We start from the raw sequence: 26,613 nt of genomic DNA, 5'->3' as shown, positions 1-26,613 counted from the left end.
CAGGTGGCCCACGAGGCACCCCACCCCACGCCCGCCGTCAGGGAGCCCGGCCTTCGAGCCAGGTGGCCACGAAGTACCCCACTCCGTAAGGAGAGGACTCGTCCAGCAGGGCGGGCCGCAGCGCGGCGCCCTCGGCCGCGCCCGCCAGCACCTGCAACGCGGCCCTGCCCGCCACCCAGAGCGCGGCCGCCTCGGCGGGGTCCATCGCGGCCAGCGCCCCCGTGTCGGCCTCGGCCAGCGCCCTCACGATCTCTTCGTTGTACGGGCCGGCGGCCGGATGCAGGTAGCCGGGCGACTTCTCGGTGAGGCAGGCCGAGCCGTCACCCATGACCAGCAGCGCGGTCCTTCGCCCCTCGACCAGCTCCGCGCCCAGAGCCAGGCACTCGGCGACGCTCGCGTCCGACGCCACCCCCTGGAACATCAGACCCCGCCCGGCCGCTGCTGTACCGACCCTTCCGGCGGCCGTTCCGCCAGTCGATTCGCTGGTCGGTTCGCCGGCGGGTTCGCCTGCCGATTCGCTGGTCGGTTCGCCTGCCGATTCGCTGGTCGGTTCGTTGGTCGGTTGCATGGCCAGCAGCCAGCGGCCGATCGTCAGCGACAGTGGCAGGACGGGCTCGCCCTCGCCGACCCTGACGTCGACGCCCCACGATCCGAGCGTGCCCGCGGCCTGCCCGCCGTACGCTCGGGTCCGCTCGTCTGAGCCGACGACGACGAGCAGGTCGTGATCCACGGCGAGCACCGCCCCGATCGCGGCGGCGCAGGCGGCGCGCAGGCCGTCGAGCTCGGGCGCGGCGGCCCCCGCGAGCTCGGGCACGATCAGCGGGGGGTGCGGGCACACGGCCGCGGCGACAAGCATCCGCCCAGGCTAACCGAGCCGCCACCTCCCCCAACCGCGAGCGTCACCGCGGCGGGCGGCTTCCTACCGGCAAGCCCCACGGCCCCCGCGGCGGGCGGCTTCCTACCGCAAGGCGCACGGCCCCCTGCGGCGGGGGGCCGTCCTACCGGCAAGGCGCACGGCCCTCGCGGCGGGGGGCGTCCTACTGGTAGGGGTTGCGGCCCTCGCGGACCGCGGCGAACAGGCCCTCGGCGTAGGAGTGGGCCGCCTGGTGCAGGCCGTGGCCGTAGCTGACCCTGACGACGCCGAGCGCGGCCAGTTCCTCCAGCGAAGGGGCGCCGGGCCGGAACAGCACGTTGATCGGCAGTTGGGCGGCCAGCGTCCCGATCTCCTCGGCGTCGGCCAGGCCGATCGGGTAGACGCAGTCGGCGCCCGCCTCGAGGTAGCGGCGGCCCCTGATCAGCGCGTCCGCGGTGGTGCGGTCTCCGGCGACGTAGGTGTCGACACGGGCGTTGACGACCAGGTCGGCACCTGCCGCCGCCCTGACGGCGGCGAGGAAGTCGGCCTGCTCCTCCCTGTCGATGAGACCGTCACGGCCCGAGTCCTCCAGGTTGCAGCCGGACGCGCCCGCCTCCAGCAGGCGCTCGACCAGCTCGGCGGGCTTGAGACCGTAGCCGCGCTCCATGTCGGCGGTCACGGGCACGCCGACCGCCCGCACGATCCTGGCCACCGCCGCGAGCATCTCTGCAGGCGGGGTGTGCTCGCCGTCCTCGTAGCCGAGCACGGCCGCCATCGCCGAGCTGCCGGTGGCCACGACGGGGAAGCCCGCCGCCTCCACGGCTCTGGCGGAGGCGGCGTCCCAGACGTTGGGCAGGATGAGCGGGCTCGTCCTGGTGTGGAGGTCGCGCAGGCGGGTGGCTGTCTCGGTGGTCATGCGGGGACCCTACGGCGCGACCGCCGGGCGCTGAAGGTCCAATCGGCCCGCATACCCGGGAGCCACCCACTGCCCGGGGAGCCACCCGCTACCCGAGCGCGACCTCCGCGGGGCGAACCTGAGCCGCCGCCCGTACGGCCTCAGCAGCCGTCAGCCGCGCACTGGCCCGCGACCTCGCCCGCGGGACCGTCGGCGGGACCGCCCCCCGCGCTCTGCTGCTCCTTGGAGGTGTCCTTCGACGTGTCCTTGGACGTGTTCTTCGAGGAGGAGCCGTCACTGCCGGTGGCCTGGCCCGCGGCCCCTCTGTCAGAGTCAGGGTCAGAGTCGGCGGGAGGATCGGCTTGGACGGCGTCGCCCTCGGCCGATTCACCGCTCTCGACAGGCAGCGCGTCGCCCTCCGCGGACTCGCCCGAGTCGCCGAGGTCCTCGCCGGGGCCCTCCTCGTTCTCGGATCCGGACTCCGATCCGGACCCTGGCTGCTGGGCCTGCTCACTGGTCCGGGAGGCAGGGCCGCCCTGAGCCCTGTCGTCGCCCAGGAGCGTGAAGCCGACGCCGCCTGCCACCAGCAGGGCGACGAGCGCCGAGGCGGCGATGACGAGGGGCTTGCTGTTCCTTCGCGGTCGGTGATCCTGACCAGGCCCGGAAAGGATCTCCAGGCGATCCTGATCAGGCTGGCCCGTCGGTGAGGGGACGTGCCCGTGCATGAGAGAACTCCCTGCGGTCGTATCGGGGGGAAACGCGATGGCTTCCGCGGGCGATGGACCACACTAACCGCAGGAGTGGAATGCCCGCACACCAATCACGAAGGAATCACGACTTGTCTACTCTTGGACCCATACGCCCAGGTTGGCGGACCAGGGCGGTTCCTGTGGCGGGCGTGGCCGGGGTTCTCGGCACCGCCGGACTAGGCGTTTTCCTGGCGTTTTCCGGGATTTTCGATGATCGTCCGAGGATTTCGGAGACTGCGGGGATAAGGGCGCTTACCCCTGGTCCGGAAATATCAACTTCCGTGGAGGCGGCGAGGCTCGTGCCGCCTCAGGCCCGTGGCAGCGGGTGGGTCAGACCGGTGCCCGCTCCGCCGTACCGGACGGCGCCCTCGCCGCGCAGGACGGCGGGCGACCACGGGCAGGCCACGGCTCCGACGGCGCCCAGACCCTCGACGGCGCGCACTCCGGGCAGCACGAGCGCGCGTCCGGCCGAGCCACGGGCGCGGCGCCCGCTGCCCGACCCTTGCGCGACCTTCAAGGACCTACGGCGCGACTACTGCTACGAGGTCCTCGACGACCTCACGAGGTGACGGCGCATCCGCGTGGGAAGGGACGCGCGCCCCTCACCGAGCGCCCGCGCGTCCATGCGAAGGTGACCGTCCACGCGAAGGTGACGGGTGTCCGCTACGAGGTGACGGCGCAGCCGGAGGGCTCGACGGGCAGGGGCGCGGGGCGGCCGATGGAGGGCATGCCGAGGGAGACGCCCTTGGCCTGGGCGGGAGCGCCCTGGCGGGCCTGCCACGCGTCGCCCGCGCGGGTGCGGCGCAGGCCGAGGGCGCGGTCGGCGACCAGGTGGTGCGGGGCCGCGTAGGTGACCTCGACGGTCACCATGTCGCCCGGCCTGGGCGTCTCGTCGCCCACCGCGAAGTGCACGAGCCTGTTGTCGGCGGCCCGTCCGGACAGGCGTCGCGTGGCCTCGTCCTTACGGCCCTCACCCTCGGCGACCAGCACCTCGAGAGTGCGGCCCACCTGCTTCTTGTTCTCTTCCCACGAGATCTCCTCCTGGAGCGCGACCAGCCGCTCGTAGCGCTCCTGGACGACCTCCTTCGGCACCTGGTCGGCCATGGTGGCGGCGGGGGTGCCGGGGCGGATGGAGTACTGGAAGGTGAAGGCGTTGGCGAAGCGGCTCTGGCGCACCACGTCGAGGGTGGCCTGGAAGTCCTCCTCGGTCTCGCCGGGGAAGCCGACGATGATGTCGGTGGAGATGGCCGCGTCGGGCATGGCCGCGCGGACCCGCTCGATGATGCCGAGGTAGCGCTCTGCCCTGTACGAGCGGCGCATGGCCTTCAGCACCCGGTCGGAGCCCGACTGGAGCGGCATGTGGAGCTGGTGCATCACGTTGGGCGTCTCGGCCATGGCGGCGATGACGTCGTCGGTGAAGGCCGCGGGGTGCGGCGAGGTGAAGCGGACGCGCTCGAGGCCCTCGATGTCGCCGCACGCACGCAGCAGCTTGCCGAAGGCCAGCCGGTCGCCGAACTCGACGCCGTAGGTGTTGACGTTCTGCCCGAGGAGGGTGACCTCGAGGACGCCCTGCTGGACCAGCGTCTGGACCTCGGCCAGCACGTCGCCCGGGCGCCTGTCCTTCTCCTTGCCGCGCAGCGCGGGCACGATGCAGAAGGTGCAGGTGTTGTTGCAGCCGACCGAGACCGACACCCACGCCGCGTACGGCGACTCGCGCTTGGTGGGCAGCGTCGAGGGGAAGACCTCGAGCGACTCCTTGAGCTCGACCTGCGCCTCGCCGGCGATGCGGGCCCGCTCCAGGAGCACCGGCAGCGAGCCGATGTTGTGGGTGCCGAAGACCACGTCGACCCACGGCGCCTTACGGACGATCTCGCCCTGGTCCTTCTGGGCGAGGCAGCCGCCGACGGCGATCTGCATGTCGGGGTTCTTCACCTTGGCGGGCCGTAGATGGCCGAGGTTGCCGTAGAGGCGGTTGTCGGCGTTCTCGCGGACGGCGCACGTGTTGAACACGACCACGTCAGCGGTCTCGCCGTCGGGAGCGGGCACGTAGCCGGCGTCCTCCAGCAGGCCCGAGAGGCGCTCGGAGTCGTGCACGTTCATCTGGCACCCGTAGGTGCGCACCTGATAGGTCCTCATGGCACTCTCAAGGGTAGGCGTTCCCGTGCAACACTTGCGCCCGAGGGTAAAATGAGGCTGCCGTGATCGGATCGGTACCGCCCGGTTAGTGACCGGTGCATCTCACCCCTCTACGTTGTCATCCATGACGGACCACTCGACTCCGCTGGTCAAGCTGGAGAACGTCAATAAGCACTTCGGGGCGTTGCACGTTCTGAAGGACATCAACCTGACCGTCTCCCGCGGCGAGGTCCTGGTCGTGATCGGTCCTTCAGGCGGTGGCAAGTCCACGCTGTGCAGGGCGATCAACAGACTGGAGACCATCGACGGCGGCCAGATCGTCTTCGACGGCAGACCCCTGCCCGCCGAGGGCAAGGCGCTGGCCGCGCTGCGCTCCGAGGTCGGCATGGTCTTCCAGTCCTTCAACCTCTTCGCGCACAAGACCATCCGCGAGAACGTGACGCTGGGCCCGGTCAAGGTGCGAGGCATCGCCAGGGACAAGGCCAACGCGCGGGCCATGGAGCTGCTAGAACGCGTGGGCATCGCCGCGCAGGCGGACAAATACCCCGCCCAGCTGTCCGGCGGACAGCAGCAGCGCGTCGCGATCGCCAGGGCGCTCGCGATGGACCCCAAGATGATCCTTTTTGACGAGCCCACCTCCGCGCTCGACCCTGAGATGGTTCAGGAGGTGCTCGACGTCATGGTGGCCCTCGCTCGTGACGGGATGACCATGGTGGTCGTCACGCACGAGATGGGCTTCGCCCGGAAGGCGGCCAACCGGGTGGTGTTCATGGCCGAGGGCCAGATCGTCGAGGAGAGCACCCCTGACGAGTTCTTCACCAACGCCCGCACCGAACGGGCCAAGGATTTCCTCTCCAAGATTCTTACGCATTAGAAGAGGTGTCACACATGCGAATCCAACGTGCGGGAGCCGCTCTCGCGGCCGCTGGCGTCCTGGTAGGCAGCCTGGCGGCCTGCGGCGGCGGCAGTGAGCAGACCTACGGCAGCGTGGTCGAGAAGGCGCAGGGTGGCGGCACCGTCGTGGTCGGCACCAAGTGGGACCAGCCCAGCCTGGGTCTGAAGAAGGGCGCGGAGCCCGAGGGCTTCGATGTTGACGTCGCCAAGGCCGTGCTCAAGGAGATGGCCGGCGGCAAGGATGTCAAGATCGAATGGAAGGAGTCCGCCTCTTCCAACCGTGAGCCCTTCCTGGCCAACGGCACGGTCGACATCATCTTCGCCACCTACTCCATCACTGACGAGCGCAAGCAGAAGGTGACCTTCGGCGGGCCCTACGTCGTCGCCCACCAGGACGTGATGACCCGCGGTGACGACACCTCGATCAACGCCCCGACGGATCTGAAGGGCAAGAAGATCTGCAAGGCGTCCGGCTCGAACTCCTACAAGCGGATCACCGACCCGCCGCCGGACGGCAAGCTCGACATCGACGCCACGCCCGTCGACGCAGCCAACTACTCCGAGTGCATCCAGAAGCTGCAGGGCAGCAACCTTGACGCGGTGACCACCGACGACCTGATCCTGGCGGGCTTCGCCAAGCAGGCGGCGGCCTCCGGCGGCAAGTTCAAGGTCCTGGGCCAGGGCTTCACCGACGAGAAGTATGGCATCGGCCTGAAGAAGGGCGACACCAAGACCTGCGAGGCGGCCAACGCGGCCGTGGCGAAGCTGTGGCAGAACGGCACCATGAAGCAGCTGTTCGAGAAGTGGTTCGGCGGCATTCAGGGGCTCAAGCTGGCCGACAGCGCGCCGCCTGCCGAGGGTTGCGCCTAGGAAGACACGACGCGGCGGCCGGTGACCCGGCCGCCGCTGTCATATCGACGGTGGAGCACGATGGACGAACTAATTACATATGGCCCTCAGCTGCTCGAGGGTTTCCTGGAGAACATCAAGCTCTCCCTCGTGGCCGGGGTGTTCGCACTCATCGTCGGCACGCTGCTGGTGGCGATGCGCGTCTCGCCGACCCCCGTGCTGCGCGCGGCGGGCACGGTCTACGTCAACGTCGTACGGAACACGCCGCTGACGCTGGTGCTGGCCTTTTCCGCGCTGGGCCTGAGCGACACGCTCGGACTGGTCTTCTCGGGTGTGCCGCGCACCAACTCGTTCTGGATCGTGTCGCTGGGCCTGGGGGCCTACACCGCGGCCTTCGTCTGCGAGGCGCTGCGGTCCGGTATCAACACCGTCCCCACCGGGCAGGCCGAGGCGGCCAGGGCGATCGGGCTGACGTTCTTCCAGACGCTCACGCTGATCATCCTGCCGCAGGCCTTCCGCGCGGTGGTGGCCCCGCTGGGCAGCGTGTTCATCGCGATGATCAAGAACACGACGGTCGCCACGGCGGGCGGGCTCCTCACCGAGTCCGCGGCGAACATGAAGGAGATCTTTGACACCACCGGTGCCTCGATCCCGATCTTCCTGGGCATCGTGGCGGGCTTCATGATCCTGACCATGCCCATCGGCTTCTTCACCGGCTGGCTCTCCCAGCGCCTGGCGGTGGTCCGATGAGCACCTCGGTCCTGTTCGACACCCCCGGCCCGCGCGCGAAAGTCCGCAACGCCCTGCTGACCGTCCTCGGCGTCGTGCTGGTCGGGACCGTCCTGTATCTCATCTACGCGGGCTTCGACGCCAAGAACCAGTGGGACGGCCGCATCTGGGAGCCCTTCCTCCAGGCCGAGACCTGGGAGTTCTACATCATCCCCGGCCTGATCGGCACGTTGAGGGCCGCGGCGGTCGCGGCCGTGCTCGCGCTGATCTTCGGCGCGGTGTTCGGCCTGGCCAGGCTCTCCGACCACCGGTGGATCAGGATCCCGGCAGGAGCGGTCGTCGAGATCTTCCGCAGCATCCCGCTGCTGCTGCTGATCTTCTTCATCTTCTACCTGGCGCCCTCGCTCTTCGGTGGCGGCGACTACGCCTTCATCGCCCTGGTCACCGCCCTGATGCTCTACAACGGCTCGGTGCTGGCCGAGGTGGTCAGGGCGGGCGTGCGCGCCGTGCCGAAGGGGCAGTCTGAGGCGGCCTACTCCGTCGGCATGCGCAAGAACCAGGTGATGCGCCTGGTTCTGCTCCCGCAGGCGGTGACGGCCATGATGCCGGCGATCGTCAGCCAGCTGGTGGTGCTGCTCAAGGACACCGCGCTCGGCTACATCATCGCCTACGTCGACCTGCTCAACACCGGGTTCAAGATCCTGCCCGCGGCCTTCTTCGGCTCGCTGATCCCGGCCGCGATCGTCATCGGCATCATCTACATCGGCCTCAACATGGCGCTGAGCGCACTGGCCAACTGGCTGGAGAAGCGCAGCAGGCGCAGCCGCAAGACCGCGGCTCCGCCCGTGGCCCCGCCGGGCGCGTCGGTTCTCGGCGTCGGCCCGGGCGCGGGCAGCGGCGCGGGGGCCGAAGCTGTGGCGACGATGGAGTAAGGGCCACGGGAGGCATGGTTTTCGGGCAGGATGCCGCTATGCCTCTCTGGCCTTCTCCCATCTCCACCACCGATGTCGCGAGCTCGGGCCTGCGTCTGGCCTGGCCGTCCGTCGTGGGTGACGAGGTCTGGTGGACCGAGGACCGGCCCGACGAGGGCGGCCGCACCACCATCGTGCACAGGGCCGCCGACGGCACCCGCACCTCGCTGCTGCCCGCCCCGTGGAACGCCCGCTCCAGGGTCCACGAGTACGGCGGGCAGCCCTACCTCGTCACCCCGCGTGGCGTGGTCTTCGTCAACTTCGACGACCAGCGCCTCTATCTCGCCACCTCGGGTGAGCCCACACCGCTCACCCCCGACGACGGCTCCCGCTACGCCGACCTGCACCTGGGTGAAAGCCACCTGTGGTGCGTGCGCGAACGGCACGACGGCAAGGTCACCCGCTCCATCGTCTCGGTCCCCCTCGAAGGGGGCGAACCACGCGAACTGGTGACCGGCAGCGACTTCTACGCCTTCCCCACCCTCTCCCCCGACGGCCTGCACCTGGCCTACATCTGCTGGAACCACCCGCGCATGCCGTGGAACGGCACCGAGCTGCGCGTCACCCGCCTGGCCGACGGCAACTCCTGGACCGTCAAGGGAGGCTCCACCGAGTCGGTCCTCGCGCCGCAGTGGAAGGACGACAGCCACCTCTATGTGGTCTCCGACTGGTCGGGCTGGTGGAACCTCTACCAGATCGGCCTCTACGGCACCTCCTCCCAGGCGTTGCACCCCGCCGAGGAGGAGTTCGCCTGGCCGCTGTGGCAGCTGGGCGGCAGGCCGTACCTCGTGCTGGCCGACGGGCGGCTCGCGGTCCTGCACGGCCAGGGCGACCTGCGGCTGGGCATCCTCGACCCCGAGACGGGCGAGCTGCGCGACCTCGACGTGCCGTACTCAGGGTGGGACCCGGCCCTGTCCGCCGACGGCGCCACCCTGGTCGGAGTGGCGTACGGCGCGGCGATCCCCCGCTCGATCGCCAGGCTCGACACGGTGACCGGCAGGGTGGAGGGGCTGCGGCGCGACATCGGTGAACTGCCCGACGTGGCCTACCTGCCCTCCGCCGAGCCCGTGGAGTTCCTCAGCGAGTTCGGACGGCACGTCCACGCGTTCCTCTACCGGCCCGCCAACCCCGAGGCCACGGCGGAGGGGCCCGCCCCCTACGTGGTGTTCGTGCACGGCGGGCCCACCGGGCACAGCAACTCGGCGCTCGACCTGGAGAAGGCGTTCTTCACCTCGCGCGGCATCGGGGTGATCGACGTCAACTACGGAGGCTCCACAGGCTACGGCAGGGCCTACCGCGACAGGCTGCGCGGCCAGTGGGGCGTCGTCGACGTCGAGGACACCGTCGCCGCCGCCGAATGGCTGGCCGCCGAGGGCCTGGCCGACCCGGCGCGCATCGCGGTCAGGGGCGGCAGCGCGGGCGGCTGGACGGTGATGGCCGCCTGCTGCAGGTCCTCCGTGTTCGCCGGAGGGGTGTCCTACTACGGGGTCAGCGCGCTCGCCGCGCTCAACGCCGCCACCCACGACTTCGAGTCGCGCTACACCGAGTGGCTGGTCGGCCCCGAGGACCCCGCCCTCTACGCCAGCCGCGAGCCCCTCGCGCTGGCCGACGGCGTGACCTGCCCGATGCTGCTGCTCCAAGGGCTGGACGACCCCGTGGTGCCGCCTTCGCAGTCGTCGGCGTTCGCCGACGCGCTGTCGGAGCGCGGGGTGGCGTGCACGTACCTGTCGTTCGAGGGCGAGTCGCACGGCTTTCGCCGCATGGAGACGCGCACCGCCGCGCTCGCCGCCGAGCTGGCCTTCTACCAGCAGGTCTTCGGCATGTACTGAGCCGCTGCCCTCCCTGAGGGTTGCGACGTAGCGGCGGGAAGCGGAGTCCCGCTGGAGGACGCGTGGGGCGACGGGCGGTCACCGGTGACCGCGGTGGCCTCTGCTGGGCTGTGCCGTACAGGATGAAAAGGATCTAGCGGGCGAACTCTGTCGCGCGCGACTCGCGGACGACGGTGATCCGGATCTGGCCAGGGTAGGTGAGCTCCTCCTCCACCTGCTTGGCCACGTCGCGGGCGATCACCTGCGCCTGGATGTCGTCGATGGCGTCCGGCTTCACCATGACGCGGATCTCGCGCCCCGCCTGCATGGCGAACACCTTCTCCACGCCCTCGTAGGAGGTGGCGATCTCCTCCAGCCGCTCCAGCCTCTTCACGTACGCCTCGAGCGACTCGCGGCGGGCGCCCGGTCTGGAGCCGCTGATCGCGTCGGCCGCCTGGGTGAGCACGGCCTCCACCGTGCGTACCTCGACCTCGTTGTGGTGCGCCTCGATCGCGTGCACGACGTCCTCGTGCTCGCCGTACCGCCTGGCGATCTCCGCGCCGATCAGCGCGTGGCTGCCCTCCACCTCGTGCGTCAGCGCCTTGCCGATGTCGTGCAGCAGCGCGCATCGCTTCATCAGCGACTGGCTCATGCGAAGCTCCGCCGCCATGATCCCGGCGATGTGCGCGGACTCGATGAGGTGCTTCAGCACGTTCTGCCCGTAGGAGGTGCGATACCTCAACTGTCCGAGCAGCAGCGTCAGCTCCGGGTGCATGTCCGTGATGCCGAGCTCCACCAGCGCGTCCTCGCCCGCCCTCGCGCACAGGTCCTGCACCTCGGCGCGGCTGCGGTCGTAGGCCTCCTCGATGCGCTGCGGGTGGATGCGTCCGTCCAGCACGAGCTTCTCCAGCGTGAGCCGCGCCGTCTCCCTCCGCACCGGATCGAAACACGACAGCAGCACCGCCTCGGGCGTGTCATCGATGATCAGGTTGACCCCGGTCGTCGACTCGAACGCCCTGATGTTGCGCCCCTCACGGCCGATGATCCGGCCCTTCATCTCGTCACCCGGCAGGTGCAGGACGCTCACCACGGACTCGGCCGTCTGCTCCGCCGCGATGCGCTGCACGGCCAGCGTCACGATCTTGGTGGCCCGCTTCTCGCCCTCCTTGCGGGCCTCGCCCTCGATCTCCCTGACGATCAGCGCCGCCTCACGCTTGGCCTGGTTCTCGATCTCCCTGACCAGCTCGCTCTTGGCCTGCTCGGAGGTCAGCCCTGCCACCCTTTCGAGGATCGCCCTGCGCTCACCCTCGACCTGCAGCAACTCCTCGCGCCTGTCGGCCAGCTCCGTCTCGGTCTCGGCCAGCTTCCTGGCGCGTTCGACCTGCCTGCGCGCCTCTTCGTCGAGGCGCTGCTCTCTTTCGGCCAGACGGCTCTCCCTGCGTTCGAGGTCGGAACGCAACTCCTTGAGCTCGTTCTTGAGGATGCGGCTCTCCTCTTCGACCTCCTTACGCATCTGCGCGGCGCTCTCAGCGGCCATCTCCGACCTGCGCACGATCTCACCGGCGTCGGACTGAGCCTTGTCCCTGATCAGTACGGCTTCGCGCCGCGCCTCCTCCAGCTCGCTGTGCACCTCGGCCAACTGATCGGGCGACGGTTGGGAGACGGGTGGCGGAGCCAGCGCGGCGGTTCGGCGCAGGAGTATGACAAACGCGACGATCATCACGCATGCCAGCAGGAGCACTGCCACCGCCAGCACCACGACAGGCGTCTCCATGTGCGCCCCGCCCTCCTCGCGTCATAGATGTGCCCAAACGCTCCAGGAGGGGTCACGCGCGCAGCACAGATCGCCCCAACGGTGTCGCCACCAGGACAAATATCAAGCCAAGGCAGACGCGGCACCGACTGAACAGCCGACGCCTTGCCTTCCCTGGGTCAATCGAGCTCGCTCGTCCGTAGTTCACCGGTATGGCAATCCGCACTGCGCGGAGTAACTCCTCACTGCCGTCGAGGTTATGCGTCGAAGAGGTAACGGGCAAGCAAAGACGTGCTGTCAAGCGCGCCCTACCGTCGAATCGAACACAAACCGTACGATCTTGCCGGATATAGCCGACACGCCCTCATTTACCCTGCTAACTCGGTCCTGACGCCCCATTCCCAAGACCGCCCGAAGAGTTCCCGAGACCCCCACGCGCGTCCCGCCCCGGCAGGCAGCGGCTTCCGGCCACCGGAGCCATAGCCGGGCCAACCCGGCATCCCAGCCCCACCGACCGCAGCGCAGACATTCCTACCCGCAACACAGGCATCACGGCAGGCATGGAGAGATCCCAAGAGACGCCGCTCGGACACGTGCAGGGAGAGAAGCCCGACAAGGTCATCCAGGCGTTATGGGAAGTCGTTCTCGATTTCGACGCCTTCGCTCTCCAGCGCCTCGCGAACCACCCGATAGGCCAGCCCCGCGCCATACCCCTTGCGCGCCAGCATCCCCGCCAGCCGTCGGGTGCGGACCTGCGCGTCGAGCCCTCGCGTCGAGGCCAGCTTGCGCTCCACCAGCCTGCGAGCGGTGTCGGCCTCCTGGTCGGAGTCGACCCGCTCCACGGCCTCGTTGACCGTGTCGCTGTCGACCCCTCTGTGCCGCAGCTCGGCCGCCAGCGCCCGCCGGGCCAGCCCTCGCCCGTGGTGCCGTGAGTCCACCCACGCCTCGGCGAATGCCTCGTCGTTGATCAGGCCCAACTCCGTGAACCGATCGAGTACGGCGTCGGCGGCCTCGTCGGGCACCTCGCGCTTCCGCAACGCCTCGGCGAGCTGCGCCCTGGTCTTGGGCCCCATGGTGAGCAGCCTCAGACAGATCGCCCTCGCGACCGATTCGGGATTCGCCGGAGGACCCGAGGCGGCCCCTGAACCCTCGTCGGGCCCATCCGGCCCGCCGGAACGCCTCCTCGACGAGCCCCGGCGCGCGCCACCGCCACCGCGCCGCCCACCCGAGCGCCGCCGTTCACGAGACCCCTCACCCCCCGAACCCTCATCGCCCTCACGACTCCCGTAGCCTTCCGGGCCGTCACTGAACAGCCCCGTGGTGGGAGCGGAGTCCTCATAGCGCCGGGAGTCGTCCTCGTGCTGACGCTTCGAGGCAGCCGAATAGCCCTGGGAGTGATCGGACGGCTGGCCGGTCGGAGCGCCCGCGTAACCCTGGGCTTGGTCCGCTGGCTGACCGCTCGGAGCAGCCCAAGAGCTTCCCCGGTGATCGGCTGGCCGGCCGGTCGGGGCAGCGTGATCACGCGCCCATTCGGGGGGCTCTCCAGTCGAGTCGAAGGGGTCGCCGACGTCCCGAGGGGAGGTGTTGGCGCGGCGAGTGGCTCTGCGCGGGCGACGGCGGGTGGTCGACCCGTCGTCACCGGAGGCCAGGCCGCGCTGCGGGCGGTCGCCGTCATCACCGGAAGCGAGCCCCGAGTACGGCCCGCCGCCATCGTCACCGGAGTCCAGCCAGCCGTGTGACCGACCGCCGTCGTCGCCCGAGCCGAGACCTCCCTCGGGGATGGCCCACTCGCCCTCCACCCCCGAAGCGCGCTCACGCACCTTGCGCTTCGGACGGCTCGTGCGCCGGGTGACATCCGGCCACGCGCCCCAGTCGCGCGACGCCCCAGGATGGTCGGCGTCGCGTCCATGCCCGCCGGCCTCGTTCCCCCGACGGTCGATTCCGCGTCCAGCTCCTTCGGTCCCACGACCCCGAAGCTCGGCATCACGCCCGAGTTCGGCGGCTTGGCGCTCTCGGTGATCGGTTCGAAGCCTGGGGGCGTCGGGAAGCCGGCCCTCGGAGGCAGTCGGGAGGGCATCGGGTGTCTGCGGATGACCGCTGTCTGCCTGCGGCCTGTCGCCGCCCTCGTCGGACGTGTTGGGGGACGACGAATGCTCAGAGGATCCCTCGAAGACGCCCCCCGAAGTCGGCCACCCTCCCGCAGAAACACCTTCCGGAGTCGGCCATCCTCCCTGAGAGACGCCTTCCGAAGTCGGCGAATCACCCCCGGAGATATGTTCTGGCGTCGGCCGCTCTCCCGTAGCAGGCGACTCTCCCAGCGCGGACTGTTCTCTCGGCGACGGGCCCGCCCTACGGGGCTGCGTCTTCGATGGAGTACCTGTCGAAGCCGCGTGTCCTACGGATGAGGCGCTCGGCCGGGAGGTTGCTGCGACGGCAGGCTCGATGCTGTCCACCCGAGACTCGGAGGCGTCCTCCGAAGGCGGGATGGCTGCCCGAGGTTCGGCGACTGCGGCCCGAGGTTCGGAGGTGTCTCCCCACGGCTGGGCGGCTGCCCGAGGCTCGGTGACTTCCCGAGGCTCGGTGGTTGCCGGAGGCTCAGGGGCGTGGTCGCTTGTCGTGGCATTTGACGACCATGGGGAACGACTGGTTGGTTCGAAGCGCCAGATCGGGCCGTCGTCCTCCGTGTCGCGTGACGCCCTGCGGCTCTTGCGGGCACGGGTTGGGCGGGCGAGGTCGGCGACGCCGTCGGGGACGCGAGACCAAGCGCCCTGGCCCGCCTCGTCGCCAGGGCCCCATCCGCCCGAACTCCACGCGCCAGCAGCCGAGCGCTCCCCGCCCCAGGTGCTGTCTGCCGAGCCGCCGCCGTCATCGGCCGACCCGCCGCCCAGGCCCCAGCTCTCCCGGGCCGACGCCTCCTGCGAACCCCAGCCGTCCTGAGGCGTCGTGTCGTGCGACCCCCAGCCACCGGGGGGCGCGTTCGAGCCCCAGCCGCTCTGCGGCGCCGAGTCGTTGGTGGTCCAACCGTCCCGAGTCGCCGGGTTGTCGGTGGTCCAGCCCTCTGCGGTCGACGGGGCGTTGGCGGTCCAGCCGTTGTCGGCCTCTGTGACGCCCTGTCCCCAGCTTCGGGTGGCCGCTGCGCCTTCCTCACCCCACACGGGGACCGCACCCTCGCCCACACCGATGTGAGCCGACGGGCCGTCCGCTTCGCCACCGGGCTGACCCGAGGTGCCGTCCGAGCTCTCGGCCCTGCCACTCGCCGCACCGGCCGCCTCTGCGCGGGCCGCTTCCGCACGGGTGCCCGGCGCCGGGCGGTCAGCAGCCTGGCCATCGCTCGTCGTGCCGGTCGATGCCCCGCTGACGTCGGGCTCGGGCGTCATCTCGGCCGTGCCCCTGCCCTCGTCGTTCGCTTCCGCTCTCACGTCAGACACCGTGCCGTTCCGAGGTCGGGTGCTCGGCCTGCTCGTGGTCGTTGGCGGTGGGCCCGCCGTCCCTCTGGGGGGCGGCGGGGTTCGGGCGGGGGACGGGGGCCGGCGACATGCTCATGCCTCAGACCGGATCAGACGTCACCGGGCTTGGGCGTGGCGGCGGCCTTGGAACCACGGCCGGAGGGCGCGGCGGCGACCGGAGGAGCGGCCGGGGCCGCGGGTGCCTCGGCCGGGGCGTCGACGCGCGGCCCCACACCCAGCTTCTCCTTGATCTTCTTCTCGATCTCGTTGGCCACGTCGGGGTGGTTGCGCAGGAAGTTGCGCGCGTTCTCCTTGCCCTGGCCGAGCTGGTCGCCCTCGTAGGTGTACCAGGCGCCGGACTTGCGGACGAAGCCGTGCTCCACACCCATGTCGATGAGGCCGCCCTCGCGGGAGATGCCCACGCCGTAGAGGATGTCGAAGTCGGCGACGCGGAAGGGCGGCGCCATCTTGTTCTTGACGACCTTGACGCGGGTGCGGTTGCCGACCGCCTCCGTGCCGTCCTTCAGCGTCTCGATGCGGCGGATGTCGAGGCGGACCGAGGCGTAGAACTTCAGCGCCTTACCACCGGTCGTGGTCTCGGGCGAGCCGAACATGACGCCGATCTTCTCGCGCAGCTGGTTGATGAAGATGGCCGTGGTGCCGGTGTTGTTGAGCGCACCGGCGACCTTGCGCAGCGCCTGGGACATCAGACGGGCCTGGAGACCGACGTGGCTGTCGCCCATCTCGCCCTCGATCTCGGCCTTGGGCACCAGGGCCGCGACCGAGTCGATGACGATGATGTCGACGGCGCCCGAGCGGATCAGCATGTCGGCGATCTCGAGCGCCTGCTCACCGGTGTCGGGCTGGGAGACGAGCAGGGCGTCGGTGTCGACGCCGAGCTTCTTGGCGTATTCGGGGTCGAGGGCGTGCTCGGCGTCGATGAACGCCGCGATGCCGCCCGCCCGCTGCGCGTTGGCCACCGCGTGCAGCGCGACCGTGGTCTTACCACTGGACTCGGGACCGTAGACCTCGATGATGCGGCCCCTGGGGAAGCCGCCGATGCCGAGCGCGACATCGAGTGCGATCGAACCGGTCGGCGTCACCTCGATGGGAGCCCTGACGTCATCGCCGAGGCGCATGACGGAGCCCTTGCCGAACTGCCGCTCGATCTGTGCGAGGGCAGTCTCAAGGGCCTTCTCGCGGTCGTTGATAGCCATGGGAACTCCCCTGGAGGGTCGTGTCTGGTCGGTCGAGTGAAAGCTACGCGGTGGGACCGACAATTTTCCGCCGAGCCGTGCAGGAAGCGGTTCGGCGAGTTTCATAGTAGCCGAACGACTGTTCGATGGCGCCCCGAACACGCCGAGTCGCCAGACATTCCCTGACATTACGCCGGGCGTGTTGCCATGGCCGCTGAGCTGGGGAGATCCTTGGGAAAAGGGTCGAGAGGCGGCGACGTGACGAGCACCTACACCGGGCAGCGGCGTACCCAACTGGAGGCGCTCGCCGAGCTGCTCCCCGCCCACGCGCTCGTCGGGCGCATGGTCGGTGGAGACGATCCCGTGCTGTGGGTCTGGCATCCGCGCACGGGCCGGCAGACGATCATTTTCGCGACGCCGTCGACGTCGGCGTGGGTCTTCCTGTGGTCGCCCGGCGGCCACGGCACGTCCGACGACCTCGAAGGGACGATACGCGCGGTCGCGGCGGTCCTAGCCGACGGCGAATGACTCACGCAGCGCGGACACCGTGGCCGTGAGGCCGTCGGAGGCGGCGCGGTCGAGGGCAGCGGTGAGCGTCTGCTCGTAGAGGTCGCTCGCCCCCTCCTTCCGCTCCCTCCCCGCCTCGGTGATGACGGTGTAGACGCCCCGGCGGTCGTTGGCGCACAGGTCACGGCGGGTGAGCCCGGCGGCCTCCAGCCGTCCGACCAGGCGGGTGACGGAGCTCTGGTTGAGCCCGAGCAGGTCGGCCAGCTCCTGCATGCGCAGCTCGCCGCTCCTGGCGGTCGACAGGTGGCACAGCGCGCGATACTCCGACAGGCCGAGGCCGTGCCGCTGCAGGGCCGCGGCCAGTTCGTGCTCCACTCTGGCGTGCAGCCGTACCACTCCGACCCACATGTCGTCGTCGAGCGTCGCCATCCGGCTCTCCTCCCGTGTTGACATCCATTCTATGTGTATGCACAGAATATGTATGTGCATACAAGAACTCAAGCATGGGCCTACCTTCTCATCGCCGCCGTTTTCGAGGTGGTCTTCGCTCTGGGCACCAACGCCACCGAGGGCTTCACCCGGCTCGGCCCCTCCCTGCTCACCGTGGCCGCCGCGGCGGGCGGCATCTTCTTCCTCAGCCTGGCGCTCAGGACACTCGACGTGGGTGTCGGCTACACCGTCTGGACGGGCATCGGCTCGGTCGGCACCGTCGTGTTCGGCACCGTGATCTTCGGTGAGTCACTGAGCGTGTGGAAGGTGCTGGCCTTCCTTCTGATCATCGGCGGCGTCCTCGGCCTCAAGCTGGCCGACCGCCTCTCCCCTTCCACCACAGTCTGAGGAGTGACCGTCATGGCCTGGATCTATCTCTCCATCGCGATCGTCTTCGAGATCGCCTTCGCGCTCGGCACCAACGCCACGCAGGGCTTCACCCGGCTGTGGCCGTCCGTCTTCACACTGATGGCGGCGGCCGGCGGGATCTTCACCCTCAGCCTGGCGCTCAGGACACTCGACGTGGGTGTCGGCTACACCATCTGGACCGGCGTCGGCTCCATCGGCACCGTGCTTCTCGGCGCGCTGATCTACAAGGAGCGGATCACCGCCGCCAAGCTGGTGTCCTTCGCCGCGATCATCGGCGGGATCGTGCTGCTCAAGCTCTCCGCAGGTGTCTGAGCACGAATCCGACCCGCTCCTGTACGGCGAGGCGGGGCAGCTCGACCAGCGAGTAGCCGTAGTCGAGGTACGCCTCCGTGACCCGGTCGTAGGTCAGGGAGGCCTCCTCGAGCATCTGCCTGCGCTCGGCGTCGTTCTCGAAGATCTCAGGCCACAGGGGCGCGACGAAGACCTCGTGGTGGTACCGGAAGCTCTTCGCGGCGGCGTCGTGCGCGGGGACCGGCCGCCCCTCCAGACCCGGCCCGCCCGTGACCACGACGAACGTCATCGGCCGTGCTTGCTCCCCTTGCACGGCCGGCTCAGCGCAGGCGGCTCGACACGTCCTCCACCTGGCACACCGCCCGCCAGACCTCCTTCGCGCTCACGCCCTGCGCGAGCGCCTGCTCGACCGTCCGTCCCCCCAGGGGCGCGATTACGTAGTCGCGGGCCCACGACTCAGCGTAGGGATCGCCGAAGTGGGCGCGCATCCGTCTCCAGAACTCGGTCAGGCGCATGCCACCAAGTATGGAACCCGCCGCCGAATGGGTAGGACAAGCCTCATGGCGAAAACCCCCAAATCGGCTCCCAAGCCGTCAGCCACCGCCAGGACACATCGGGAGCGTCGCCGCAGCCTGCTCCTCCAGCTGCGCCTCGCCGTACAGAAGGACAAGGCCGACCGCGCCGAACGGCACGCGGGCCTGAAGCGGCAACCACGGCAGGGCAGGCCGCGCGATCGCAGGGCGTCGAGGAGATAGACGTCTACAGCACGCGCGAGCCGTACATCTCTCCGAGATGGTCGGCGAGCAACTCCAGTCTGGCGCCGTCGGGGTCCCTGAAATAGATGGAGGCGCCGCTCTCGATCTGGTGCGGCACGCCGGCCATCTCCAGCTTGCCCTTCAGCCGTTCCCATGTGGCGGGGTCCACGGAGATCGCGATGTGGTGCAGCCCTCCGAGGACCTCCTGGTAGGGCGCGAGATCGAGGCCGGGGAAGTCGAAGAAGGCCAGCAGGTTGCCGTTGCCGATGTCGAAGAAGAAGTGGTTGGACCCCTTGTAGTCGCGGTTCTCGAAGATCTCCGTGAGCGGGAACTCCAGGAGGTCCTGGTAGAAGCGGATGGTCTGTTCCACGTCGGAGGAGAGCAGCGCGAAGTGGTGCAGGCCGCGCGCACTGCTCGAGGGACGGTGCGGGAGGAGGTACTGCCGCCTGATGCGCTCGCGATCAGCCTCGATGGCCGAATGGTCGATGGTCACGTCGCTCACCTCTCCCGCTCTATGTCCCCGCAATTCCCGCCTCAATCGCGCATGGTGGCGACAATCTCCTCGACGATCTCGATCGTGGTGCCCGGATGCAGGAAGGCGAACCTGGCGACGGTCTCACCCTCCCAGCCGGTCGGGGTGACGAATCCGACCTGTCCCGCGAGCAGCCGTTCCGACCAGGCGTAGTAGTCGTGAGAGGTCCATCCGCGGCGGCGGAAGAGCACAGCGGACAGCTCCGGATCGCGGATGAGCTCCAGGTGGTCGCTCTGCCTGATCAGCTCGGCGCTCTCCCTCGCCAGCGTGAGCCCTCGCTCGACGGCCTCGGTGTAGGCGTCGGTGCCGTTGACCGCCAAGGAGAACCACAGCGGCAGGCCGCGGGCTCGCCTGGTCAGGTGATAGGCGTAGTCGGTGGGGTTCCACTCGCCGCCGTCGGTGTGCAGGACGTCCAGGTACGAGGCGTCCTGCGTGTGCACGGCACGCGCCAGGCGCGGGTCGCGATAGATCAGCGCGGCGCAGTCGAACGGGGCGAACAGCCACTTGTGCGGGTCCACGACGAAGGAGTCGGCGTGCTCGATGCCCTCGTAGCGGTGGCGCACGGAGGGGGCGAACAGGCCCGCGCCGCCGTACGCGCCGTCGACGTGGAACCACAGGCCGCGCTCGCGGGCGACCTCCGCGACGCCCTTGAGGTCGTCGATGATGCCCGCGTTGGTGGTGCCCGAGGTGGCGACGACGCCGATGACGTTCTCCTGGCCTTCGAGCGCGCGCCGGAGGGCCTCACCCGTGAGGCGGTGGTCCTCCGACGGCACGACCAGCGCCTCGACGCCGATGATGCGCAGGGTGTTGGAGATCGACGAGTGCGCCTGGTCGCTGACGGCGATCTTGGCGTTCGGCAGGCCGGCCGTGTCGCGGGCGACGACCAGGGCGGACAGGTTGGCCGCGCTGCCGCCCGAGACGAAGCAGCCGCCCGCGGTGCCCGGCATGCCCGCGCGGTCGGCGATGAGCCTCAGGACCTGGTTCTCCGCCGCGATGGCGCCCGAGGCCTCCAGCCAGCTGATGCCCTGCAGGGAGGCGCACGAGACGACCATGTCGAACAGCAGCGCGGCCTTGGTGGGGGCGGCGGGGATGAAGGACAGGAAGCGGTTGCTGTCGGCGGAGATGACCGCGCGCGAGAGCTGCTGGTCGTAGATGTCCAGAACCCTGGCGGGGTCGTTGCCCTTGGCCGTCATGAGCCCGGCGAGCGCCGCGTCCAGCTTGTCCTTCTCGCCCGGGTGGTCGAGGGGAACGGGATCGAGGGCGAGGCGCTGCCTCATGTAGTCGAAGACCAGGTTGGTGAGGCGCTCGTCATAGCTATGCACGCGTGCATTATGCGGATAAAACCGAAAAAGGGGTAAATAACGGGCAGCGATCTTCCTAACTGCCCGTCCGGGACGGCCCGTCGAGGTTTTGTCGGTACGGCGAGGCACCATGGTGGGATGAGCGCGCTCGACCACTTCAGCAGGATGACCCGTGACTGGTTCACCGGGGCATTCCTGGCTCCCACACAGGCCCAGGAGGGCGCGTGGGAGTCGATCGCGCGCGGCGACAACACGCTGGTCGTCGCGCCCACCGGGTCGGGCAAGACGCTGGCCGCCTTCCTGTGGTCGCTCGACCGGCTGGCGGCCGAACGAGCCGGTGAGGCCGACCCCGCAGGCGCTCGCAGGTGCAGGGTGCTCTACGTCTCGCCGCTCAAGGCGCTGGCCGTCGACGTGGAGCGCAACCTGCGAGCTCCGCTGGCAGGGCTCAAGCAGACGGCGCGCAGGCTCGGCCTCGCCGTCCCCGAGATCTCGGTGGCGATCCGCTCGGGCGACACCCCTGCCGAGGATCGCAGGCGGTTCGCCACCAAGCCGTCCGACATCCTCATCACCACGCCCGAGTCGCTGTTCCTGCTGCTCACCAGCCAGGCGCGCGAGGCGCTGCGCGGCGTCGAGACGGTGATCGTCGACGAGGTGCACGCGGTGGCCGCCACCAAGCGGGGCGCGCACCTCGCGCTCAGCCTGGAGCGGCTCGACGCCCTCCTCGAACGGCCCGCCCAGCGCATCGGGCTGTCGGCGACCGTGCGCCCCGTGAGCGAGGTGGCCGCCTTCCTGGGCGGAGCCAGGCCCGCCGCCGTGGTGCAGCCGCCTTCCGACAAGCGCATCGAGGTGCAGGTCGTCGTCCCGATCGAGGACATGACCGAGCTGGAGGCTCCGGCCGTCCCCGATCCCGAGGCGTTCGCGCCCGAGCCCGCGCGCCGCTCGATCTGGCCGCACGTGGAGGAGCGGCTCTTCGACCTGATCGAGGCGCACAGCTCGACGATCGTGTTCGCCAACTCGCGACGGCTGGCCGAACGGCTGTGCACGCGGCTGAACGAGCTCGCCTACGAGCGGCAGCAGGGCGTCGAGGCGATCGACCTGTCGATCTGGGAGACCGTTCCCGAAGACCACGAGGACCTGGGGCCCGACGATCCCCGCCTGACGGCAGATCTCGAGGCTCCTCGGCCCGGTTCGGAGGCGCGCCGCCCGTCCGGTTCGCAGGCTGACGGTTCAGCCGGTTCGACGGCGGGCGGTCCGGACGGTTCGGAAACGCGCGGTTCGGAGACGGCGGAGGGACCGGCTGCTCGGCGCCCTGGTGGGGAGGCGACCGCGGCGGCGGGGGCGCGACGGGCGCCTGCGGAGATGATGGCGCAGGCCGGGGCGAGCAAGGGCGCGGTCCCCGAGATCGTGCGCGCCCACCACGGGTCGGTCTCCAAGGAGGAGCGGGCGCAGATCGAGGAGGCGCTGAAGTCGGGACGGCTGCCCGCCGTGGTGGCCACCTCCAGCCTCGAGCTGGGCATCGACATGGGCGCCGTCGACCTGGTCGCCTGTGTGGAGGCGCCACCCAGCGTGGCCAGCGGCCTGCAGCGCATCGGCAGGGCAGGCCACCAGGTGGGCGCGGTCTCCAAGGGCGTGATCTTCCCCAAGTACCGCGGCGACCTGATCCAGACCGCTGTCGTCGCCGAGCGCATGCAGAGCGGAGAGATCGAGGAGATGCGCTACCCGCGCAACCCGCTCGACGTGCTCGCTCAGCAGATCGTCGCCATGACCGCGCTCGAGGACTGGACGGTCGACGAGCTCGAGGAGGTCGTGAAGCGGGCCGCGCCGTACGCCACGCTGCCGAGGAGCGCCCTGGAGGCCACGCTCGACATGCTGGCGGGGCGCTATCCGAGTGAGGAGTTCGCCGAGCTGCGTCCGCGCCTGGTCTGGGACAGGGTGACGGGCGTGCTGCAGGGCCGTCCAGGAGCGCAACGGCTGGCGGTGACCAACGGCGGCACGATCCCCGACCGCGGGCTGTTCGGGGTGTTCCTGGTCGGCGAGAAGGGGTCGAGGGTCGGCGAGCTCGACGAGGAGATGGTCTACGAGTCGAGGGCGGGCGACGTGTTCGTCCTCGGCGCCACGTCGTGGCGGATCGAGGACATCACCTCCGACAGGGTGCTGGTCTCCCCCGCTCCCGGCCAGCCGGGCAAGCTGCCGTTCTGGCACGGCGACGCGCCAGGACGCCCCGCCGAGCTGGGCAGGGCGATCGGCGCGTTCCTGAGGGAGCTGTCAGCCGAGGCGGCTCCCGTCGGCGCGAAGGGCGCCGAACCCCCCAGCAAGAGGTCCTCGGTGGACGAGGCCGTCTCCGGGCGGAGAGGTGGGGCTGCCCCGCCGGCGACCGCTGGAGGAGAGGCCGGGAACGGTTCGTCGGAGACGGCGGGGCGAAAGGCCGGTGGGGCGGTCGAGCGGATGCGGGCGGCGGGGCTCGACGAGTGGGCGGCCGGCAACCTGCTGTCCTACCTGCACGAGCAGCGCGAGGCGACCGGCTACGTGCCTGACGACCGCACGCTGCTCGTCGAGCGCTTCCACGACGAGCTGGGCGACTGGCGGGTGGTGATCCACTCCCCCTACGGCGCGCGGGTGCACGCCCCCTGGGCGCTGGCCATCAACCGGCGGCTGCGTGAGCGCTACGGCGTCGACGTGCAGGCCGTGCACTCCGACGACGGCATCGTGCTGCGCATTCCCGACACGCTGGCCGAGCCCCCCAGCGACGTGGCCGCCTTCGACGCCGACGAGATCGAGCAGATCGTCACCGAGGAGCTGGGCGGCTCGGCGCTGTTCGCCTCGCGCTTCAGGGAGTGTGCGGGGCGGTCGCTGCTGCTGCCGCGCCGTACGCCGGGCAAGCGGACCCCGCTGTGGCAGCAGCGCCAGCGGGCTGCGCACCTGCTGGGGGTGGCCTCGAAGTACGCGAGCTTCCCCGTGGTGCTGGAGACGATGCGAGAGTGCCTTCAGGACGTCTTCGACGTGCCCGGCCTGGTGCGCCTCATGCGCGACATCGCGGCGCGGCGCGTGCGGGTGGTGGAGGTGGAGACCTCGCAGGCCTCGCCGTTCGCGGCGTCGCTGCTGTTCCACTACATCGGCGCGTTCATGTACGAGGGCGACGCGCCGCTGGCCGAGCGGCGGGCGCAGGCGCTCGCGCTCGACACGACGCTGCTGGCCGAGCTGCTCGGCCAGGCGGACCTGCGCGAGCTGCTCGACCCTGACGTGATCGCCGACGCCGAGCGCGAGCTGGCCAGGCTCGACAGGCCGCTGCGTGACGCCGAGGACCTCGCCGACCTGCTGCGCTCGCACGGCCCCCTGCTGGCGGCCGACGTGAGCGTGCGAGGCGGCGACCCAGGCTGGCTGTCCGACCTCGAGCGGGCGCGCAGGGCGATCAGCGTGCGCGTCGCCGGCGAGGAGCAGTGGGCCGCGATCGAGGACTCCGCCAGACTGCGCGACGCCCTCGGCGCGCCGCTGCCTGTCGGCATCCCGCACGCCTTCCTCGAGCCGGTGGCCGACCCGCTCGGCGACCTCGTCGCCAGGCACGCCCGTACGCGTGGCCCCTTCCACGCGAGCACGGCCGCCGCCAGGTTCGGGCTCGGCGTCGCCGTGGTCACCGACGCGCTGCGCAGGCTGGCCGCCTCGGGCCGGGTGGTGAACGGCGAGTTCAGGCCGGGAGGGCGCGGCGAGGAGTGGTGCGACGCCGGGGTTCTCAGGCTGCTGCGGCGCAGGTCACTGGCCCGGCTGCGCAAGGAGGTCGAGCCGGTCCCGCACGAGACGCTCGCCCTGTTCGCGCCGACGTGGCACGGCATCACAGGCCGCGGCGGTCAGGCGGCGAGGCCCACGCCAGGCGGCGCGATCAGTTCGGCCAGGTCGATGGACGCGCTGGTCAACGCGGTCGAACAGATGCAGGGCGCCGCAGTGCCCGCCTCCTCGCTCGAGACGCTGGTGCTGCCCTCCAGGGTGCCCGGCTACCATCCCGCGCTGCTCGACGAACTGACCTCCTCCGGCGAGGTGATCTGGGCGGGTCAGGGATCGCTGCCAGGTGGCGACGGCTGGGTCTCGCTCTTCTTCGCCGACACCGCCCCTCTCCTGCTCCCCACCCCTGCCGAGATCACGATGACGCCGCTGCACGAGCAGGTGCTCGACGCGCTCGGCGGCGGTGGCGCGCTGTTCTTCCGCGGCCTGTCCGACCGGGTCGGCTCGATGGACGACCTGACGCTGACCACCGCCCTCTGGGACCTCGTGTGGTCGGGCAGGGTCTCGGGTGACACGCTCGCGCCGCTCAGGGCGACGCTCGGCTCGGGCCGTCCCGCCCACCGGCCCGCCACCACCAGGCGGCGGCGGGCGGTGCTGCCGAGCAGGAGCGGCTCTCCGCTGGTGGGCGGCCGGTGGTGGCTGCTGCCCTCCCCCTCGCCCGACACCACCCAGCGCGCGCACGCCCAGGCCGAGGTCCTGCTCGAACGGCACGGCGTGGTGACCAGGGGCGCGGTGATGGCCGAGCGGCTGCCGGGCGGGTTCGCCGCGGTGTACCAGGTGCTCAGAGCCTTCGAGGAGAGCGGACGCTGCCGTCGCGGCTACTTCGTCGAAGGGCTCGGCGGCGCCCAGTTCGCCCTGCCCGGCGCCGTCGACCGCATGCGGGCGCTCTCCCCCAACGCCTCGGGCTCCTTCGAAGACACGGCGTCGGGGCAGAGCGCGGTGGTGCTGGCCTCAGCCGACCCCGCCAACCCGTACGGCGCGGCGCTCCCGTGGCCCACTCGCCCAGGCGAGGTGGGGCACAAGCCGGGCCGCAAGGCGGGAGCGCTCGTCGTGCTGGTGGACGGGCACCTCGTGCTGTACGTCGAGCGGGGTGGCAAGACGTTGCTGTCGTTCGCCGACGACGGACGGCTGCGGCCGGCGGTGGACGCGCTGGCGCTGGCCGTACGCGACGGGGCGCTCGGAAAGCTCACGGTCGAGCGGGCCGACGGCGGCTCGATCACCGACTCACCGCTGGCGGCGGCGCTGGAGGAGGCGGGCTTCCACCCCACCCCCCGAGGCCTGCGCCTACGCGCCTGACCCCTTCGACGACCTTCCACCCCTCACACGAACCCCCCGAAGCCTCGCCGCACCCGCTCTCTCGGGCTCCGGAGCCCTGCGCGGAGCCCGGATCTTCGCCTTGTTAGCGTGGGGTTCATGGTGTGGACTGCGGCGGAGATTCCCGACCTGTCGGGGAAGACGGCGATCGTGACGGGCGCCAACAGCGGCATCGGCATGATCGCGGCGGGCGAGCTGGCCCGGCGGGGCGCCACCACGGTGCTGGCCTGCAGGGACACGGCCAAGGGAGAGGCGGCCAGGTCCCGCATGCTCGCGGCGGGGCCCAAGGGCTCGATCGAGGTTAGACGGTTGGACCTCGCCGACCTGTCCTCGGTGCGGGAGTTCGCAGCGACCGTGGAGAGCGATGTCGACATCCTGCTCAACAACGCCGGGGTGATGGCGCTGCCGTACAGGAAGACGGTCGACGGGTTCGAGATGCAGTTCGGCACCAACCACCTCGGGCACTTCGCGCTGACCGGGCTTCTGCTGCCGCGGCTGCGCGGAAGGGTCGTGACGGTGAGCAGTCTCGTGCACGTCGGCGGCAGGATGCGGTTCGACGATCTGAACGCCGAGCGCGGCTACCGAAGATGGTCGGCCTACTCGCAGTCGAAGCTGGCCAACCTGCTGTTCGCCTACGAGCTGGAGCGCCGGGCGGGCAGGCGGCTGACCAGCGTGGCTGCCCACCCCGGTTACTCCTCGACCAACCTGCAGACGGCAGGCCCGCGCATGGCCGGCAACAAGCTCGCGGAGCTCGGACAGACGGCGTTCAACGTGCTCTTCGCGCAGAGCGCCGAGCGAGGGGCGCTGCCGCTGCTGTTCGCGGCGACCGTGCCTGGCCTGCCCGGCGGGAGCTACGTGGGTCCGGACGGGCCCTTCGAGGTGTGGGGCTATCCCACGATCGTCGACTCCTCGCCCGCGTCGAAGGACGAGACGGCCGCAGCCCGATTGTGGGAAATTTCGGAACAGCTGACGAATGTCAGCTATTCGTTCGCGGACTGAGGC

General features: G+C 70.4%; 25 protein-coding genes. 11 read left to right on the top strand and 14 right to left on the bottom strand.

The annotated features are described in order from the left end of the window. Window positions 1-37: 37 nt before the first annotated feature. The 5 genes from ABFX50_RS06700 to miaB all read right to left on the bottom strand — a co-directional run bounded on the left by ABFX50_RS06700 (window position 38) and on the right by miaB (window position 4,633). On the bottom strand, window positions 38-856 hold the full coding sequence (locus ABFX50_RS06700) for a class III extradiol ring-cleavage dioxygenase family protein (protein WP_346144207.1): 819 nt from the start codon (window positions 854-856) through the stop codon (window positions 38-40). 181 nt (window positions 857-1,037) lie between these two features. Beyond that, on the bottom strand, window positions 1,038-1,769 hold the full coding sequence (locus ABFX50_RS06695) for an isocitrate lyase/PEP mutase family protein (RefSeq protein WP_346144205.1): 732 nt from the start codon (window positions 1,767-1,769) through the stop codon (window positions 1,038-1,040). A gap of 140 nt (window positions 1,770-1,909) precedes the next feature. After that, the gene (locus ABFX50_RS06690; RefSeq protein WP_346144203.1) at window positions 1,910-2,473 is read right to left on the bottom strand and encodes a prolipoprotein diacylglyceryl transferase; all 564 of its coding nucleotides are present in this window, start codon (window positions 2,471-2,473) and stop codon (window positions 1,910-1,912) included. A 331-nt stretch (window positions 2,474-2,804) separates the two neighbouring features. Next, window positions 2,805-3,014, bottom strand: coding sequence for a hypothetical protein (locus ABFX50_RS06685; RefSeq protein ID WP_346144201.1), 210 nt, complete (start codon window positions 3,012-3,014; stop codon window positions 2,805-2,807). A 146-nt stretch (window positions 3,015-3,160) separates the two neighbouring features. Continuing rightward, window positions 3,161-4,633, bottom strand: coding sequence for a tRNA (N6-isopentenyl adenosine(37)-C2)-methylthiotransferase MiaB (gene miaB / locus ABFX50_RS06680; RefSeq protein ID WP_346130422.1), 1,473 nt, complete (start codon window positions 4,631-4,633; stop codon window positions 3,161-3,163). A 124-nt stretch (window positions 4,634-4,757) separates the two neighbouring features. On the opposite strand from miaB, the gene ABFX50_RS06675 reads away from it, so the two are divergent. From ABFX50_RS06675 to ABFX50_RS06655, 5 genes are read left to right on the top strand one after another with little or no spacing between them, the layout of a single operon-like run. Continuing rightward, window positions 4,758-5,507 carry an ATP-binding cassette domain-containing protein gene (locus ABFX50_RS06675; protein WP_183657602.1) on the top strand — a complete coding sequence of 250 codons (750 nt, stop codon included), beginning with the start codon at window positions 4,758-4,760 and terminating at the stop codon, window positions 5,505-5,507. Window positions 5,508-5,521: 14 nt separating this feature from the next. Continuing rightward, window positions 5,522-6,397, top strand: coding sequence for a glutamate ABC transporter substrate-binding protein (locus tag ABFX50_RS06670; RefSeq protein ID WP_346144198.1), 876 nt, complete (start codon window positions 5,522-5,524; stop codon window positions 6,395-6,397). A 60-nt stretch (window positions 6,398-6,457) separates the two neighbouring features. Then, window positions 6,458-7,126 (top strand): amino acid ABC transporter permease, encoded by a 669-nt coding sequence (locus ABFX50_RS06665; protein ID WP_183657598.1) that lies wholly within the window; start codon window positions 6,458-6,460, stop codon window positions 7,124-7,126. Then, window positions 7,123-8,037: an amino acid ABC transporter permease gene (locus ABFX50_RS06660; protein ID WP_346144195.1), complete on the top strand. Its 915-nt coding sequence runs from the start codon at window positions 7,123-7,125 to the stop codon at window positions 8,035-8,037. The genes ABFX50_RS06665 and ABFX50_RS06660 overlap by 4 nt, the downstream gene beginning before the upstream one ends. A gap of 38 nt (window positions 8,038-8,075) precedes the next feature. Further along, entirely contained in the window at window positions 8,076-9,905 is a 1,830-nt protein-coding gene (locus tag ABFX50_RS06655) for a S9 family peptidase (protein WP_346144193.1), read from the top strand. A 133-nt stretch (window positions 9,906-10,038) separates the two neighbouring features. On the opposite strand, the gene rny is transcribed toward ABFX50_RS06655, so the two are convergent. The 4 genes from rny to recA all read right to left on the bottom strand — a co-directional run bounded on the left by rny (window position 10,039) and on the right by recA (window position 16,300). Continuing rightward, window positions 10,039-11,658 carry a ribonuclease Y gene (rny, locus tag ABFX50_RS06650; protein WP_183657592.1) on the bottom strand — a complete coding sequence of 540 codons (1,620 nt, stop codon included), beginning with the start codon at window positions 11,656-11,658 and terminating at the stop codon, window positions 10,039-10,041. A 608-nt stretch (window positions 11,659-12,266) separates the two neighbouring features. Next, entirely contained in the window at window positions 12,267-15,014 is a 2,748-nt protein-coding gene (gene recX / locus ABFX50_RS06645) for a recombination regulator RecX (protein ID WP_346144190.1), read from the bottom strand. Between the two features lie 43 nt (window positions 15,015-15,057). Further along, entirely contained in the window at window positions 15,058-15,180 is a 123-nt protein-coding gene (locus ABFX50_RS06640) for a hypothetical protein (protein ID WP_346144188.1), read from the bottom strand. Window positions 15,181-15,193: 13 nt separating this feature from the next. Beyond that, complete coding sequence (gene recA, locus ABFX50_RS06635; protein WP_183657590.1) at window positions 15,194-16,300, bottom strand: recombinase RecA; 1,107 nt, start codon at window positions 16,298-16,300, stop codon at window positions 15,194-15,196. A 237-nt stretch (window positions 16,301-16,537) separates the two neighbouring features. Here recA and ABFX50_RS06630 point away from each other — a divergent pair, with 237 nt between their 5' ends. After that, window positions 16,538-16,807 (top strand): hypothetical protein, encoded by a 270-nt coding sequence (locus tag ABFX50_RS06630; protein ID WP_346144186.1) that lies wholly within the window; start codon window positions 16,538-16,540, stop codon window positions 16,805-16,807. Here the strand turns inward: ABFX50_RS06630 and ABFX50_RS06625 are convergent. Beyond that, window positions 16,790-17,215 carry a MarR family winged helix-turn-helix transcriptional regulator gene (locus tag ABFX50_RS06625; RefSeq protein WP_346144185.1) on the bottom strand — a complete coding sequence of 142 codons (426 nt, stop codon included), beginning with the start codon at window positions 17,213-17,215 and terminating at the stop codon, window positions 16,790-16,792. The two genes, ABFX50_RS06630 and ABFX50_RS06625, sit on opposite strands and share 18 nt — an antisense overlap. Window positions 17,216-17,269: 54 nt before the next feature. Here ABFX50_RS06625 and ABFX50_RS06620 point away from each other — a divergent pair, with 54 nt between their 5' ends. After that, on the top strand, window positions 17,270-17,623 hold the full coding sequence (locus ABFX50_RS06620) for a DMT family transporter (RefSeq protein ID WP_346144184.1): 354 nt from the start codon (window positions 17,270-17,272) through the stop codon (window positions 17,621-17,623). 12 nt (window positions 17,624-17,635) lie between these two features. Beyond that, entirely contained in the window at window positions 17,636-17,956 is a 321-nt protein-coding gene (locus ABFX50_RS06615; protein ID WP_183657581.1) for a DMT family transporter, read from the top strand. On the opposite strand, the gene ABFX50_RS06610 is transcribed toward ABFX50_RS06615, so the two are convergent. Both ABFX50_RS06610 and ABFX50_RS06605 read right to left on the bottom strand, forming a co-directional pair. Beyond that, the gene (locus tag ABFX50_RS06610) at window positions 17,934-18,224 is read right to left on the bottom strand and encodes an AAA family ATPase (protein ID WP_346144182.1); all 291 of its coding nucleotides are present in this window, start codon (window positions 18,222-18,224) and stop codon (window positions 17,934-17,936) included. The genes ABFX50_RS06615 and ABFX50_RS06610 overlap by 23 nt on opposite strands. A gap of 31 nt (window positions 18,225-18,255) precedes the next feature. Further along, a complete protein-coding gene (locus ABFX50_RS06605) occupies window positions 18,256-18,450 on the bottom strand; it encodes a DUF3046 domain-containing protein (protein ID WP_183657576.1) in 195 nt (64 codons plus the stop codon). A gap of 45 nt (window positions 18,451-18,495) precedes the next feature. Here ABFX50_RS06605 and ABFX50_RS06600 point away from each other — a divergent pair, with 45 nt between their 5' ends. Next, window positions 18,496-18,690, top strand: a complete 195-nt coding sequence (locus tag ABFX50_RS06600; RefSeq protein ID WP_183657573.1) for a hypothetical protein — start codon at window positions 18,496-18,498, stop codon at window positions 18,688-18,690. Between the two features lie 4 nt (window positions 18,691-18,694). On the opposite strand, the gene ABFX50_RS06595 is transcribed toward ABFX50_RS06600, so the two are convergent. Then, window positions 18,695-19,183, bottom strand: coding sequence for a VOC family protein (locus tag ABFX50_RS06595; RefSeq protein ID WP_183657570.1), 489 nt, complete (start codon window positions 19,181-19,183; stop codon window positions 18,695-18,697). Between the two features lie 41 nt (window positions 19,184-19,224). Continuing rightward, on the bottom strand, window positions 19,225-20,544 hold the full coding sequence (locus ABFX50_RS06590; RefSeq protein WP_346144179.1) for a pyridoxal phosphate-dependent decarboxylase family protein: 1,320 nt from the start codon (window positions 20,542-20,544) through the stop codon (window positions 19,225-19,227). A 117-nt stretch (window positions 20,545-20,661) separates the two neighbouring features. On the opposite strand from ABFX50_RS06590, the gene ABFX50_RS06585 reads away from it, so the two are divergent. Together ABFX50_RS06585 and ABFX50_RS06580 are read left to right on the top strand one after the other, a co-directional pair. Next, entirely contained in the window at window positions 20,662-25,593 is a 4,932-nt protein-coding gene (locus ABFX50_RS06585) for an Lhr family helicase (protein WP_346144177.1), read from the top strand. 117 nt (window positions 25,594-25,710) lie between these two features. After that, window positions 25,711-26,610: an oxidoreductase gene (locus ABFX50_RS06580; RefSeq protein WP_346144175.1), complete on the top strand. Its 900-nt coding sequence runs from the start codon at window positions 25,711-25,713 to the stop codon at window positions 26,608-26,610. Window positions 26,611-26,613 lie beyond the last annotated feature (3 nt).

The organism is Nonomuraea recticatena (assembly GCF_039533245.1).
Taxonomy (GTDB): domain Bacteria; phylum Actinomycetota; class Actinomycetes; order Streptosporangiales; family Streptosporangiaceae; genus Nonomuraea; species Nonomuraea roseola.
This window is presented reverse-complemented; position numbering and strand designations above follow the sequence as displayed.

Bases quoted from the DNA above. Each gene is read 5' to 3' on its own strand.
- ABFX50_RS06700 (WP_346144207.1), bottom strand. From the start codon at position 856: ATGCTTGTCGCCGCGGCCGTGTGCCCGCACCCCCCGCTGATCGTGCCC.
- ABFX50_RS06695 (WP_346144205.1), bottom strand. From the start codon at position 1,769: ATGACCACCGAGACAGCCACCCGCCTGCGCGACCTCCACACCAGGACG.
- ABFX50_RS06690 (WP_346144203.1), bottom strand. From the start codon at position 2,473: ATGCACGGGCACGTCCCCTCACCGACGGGCCAGCCTGATCAGGATCGC.
- miaB (WP_346130422.1), bottom strand. From the start codon at position 4,633: ATGAGGACCTATCAGGTGCGCACCTACGGGTGCCAGATGAACGTGCAC.
- ABFX50_RS06675 (WP_183657602.1), top strand. From the start codon at position 4,758: ATGACGGACCACTCGACTCCGCTGGTCAAGCTGGAGAACGTCAATAAG.
- ABFX50_RS06670 (WP_346144198.1), top strand. From the start codon at position 5,522: ATGCGAATCCAACGTGCGGGAGCCGCTCTCGCGGCCGCTGGCGTCCTG.
- ABFX50_RS06665 (WP_183657598.1), top strand. From the start codon at position 6,458: ATGGACGAACTAATTACATATGGCCCTCAGCTGCTCGAGGGTTTCCTG.
- ABFX50_RS06660 (WP_346144195.1), top strand. From the start codon at position 7,123: ATGAGCACCTCGGTCCTGTTCGACACCCCCGGCCCGCGCGCGAAAGTC.
- ABFX50_RS06655 (WP_346144193.1), top strand. From the start codon at position 8,076: ATGCCTCTCTGGCCTTCTCCCATCTCCACCACCGATGTCGCGAGCTCG.
- rny (WP_183657592.1), bottom strand. From the start codon at position 11,658: ATGGAGACGCCTGTCGTGGTGCTGGCGGTGGCAGTGCTCCTGCTGGCA.
- recX (WP_346144190.1), bottom strand. From the start codon at position 15,014: ATGACGCCCGAGCCCGACGTCAGCGGGGCATCGACCGGCACGACGAGC.
- ABFX50_RS06640 (WP_346144188.1), bottom strand. From the start codon at position 15,180: ATGAGCATGTCGCCGGCCCCCGTCCCCCGCCCGAACCCCGCCGCCCCC.
- recA (WP_183657590.1), bottom strand. From the start codon at position 16,300: ATGGCTATCAACGACCGCGAGAAGGCCCTTGAGACTGCCCTCGCACAG.
- ABFX50_RS06625 (WP_346144185.1), bottom strand. From the start codon at position 17,215: ATGGCGACGCTCGACGACGACATGTGGGTCGGAGTGGTACGGCTGCAC.
- ABFX50_RS06615 (WP_183657581.1), top strand. From the start codon at position 17,636: ATGGCCTGGATCTATCTCTCCATCGCGATCGTCTTCGAGATCGCCTTC.
- ABFX50_RS06610 (WP_346144182.1), bottom strand. From the start codon at position 18,224: ATGACGTTCGTCGTGGTCACGGGCGGGCCGGGTCTGGAGGGGCGGCCG.
- ABFX50_RS06605 (WP_183657576.1), bottom strand. From the start codon at position 18,450: ATGCGCCTGACCGAGTTCTGGAGACGGATGCGCGCCCACTTCGGCGAT.
- ABFX50_RS06600 (WP_183657573.1), top strand. From the start codon at position 18,496: ATGGCGAAAACCCCCAAATCGGCTCCCAAGCCGTCAGCCACCGCCAGG.
- ABFX50_RS06585 (WP_346144177.1), top strand. From the start codon at position 20,662: ATGAGCGCGCTCGACCACTTCAGCAGGATGACCCGTGACTGGTTCACC.
- ABFX50_RS06580 (WP_346144175.1), top strand. From the start codon at position 25,711: ATGGTGTGGACTGCGGCGGAGATTCCCGACCTGTCGGGGAAGACGGCG.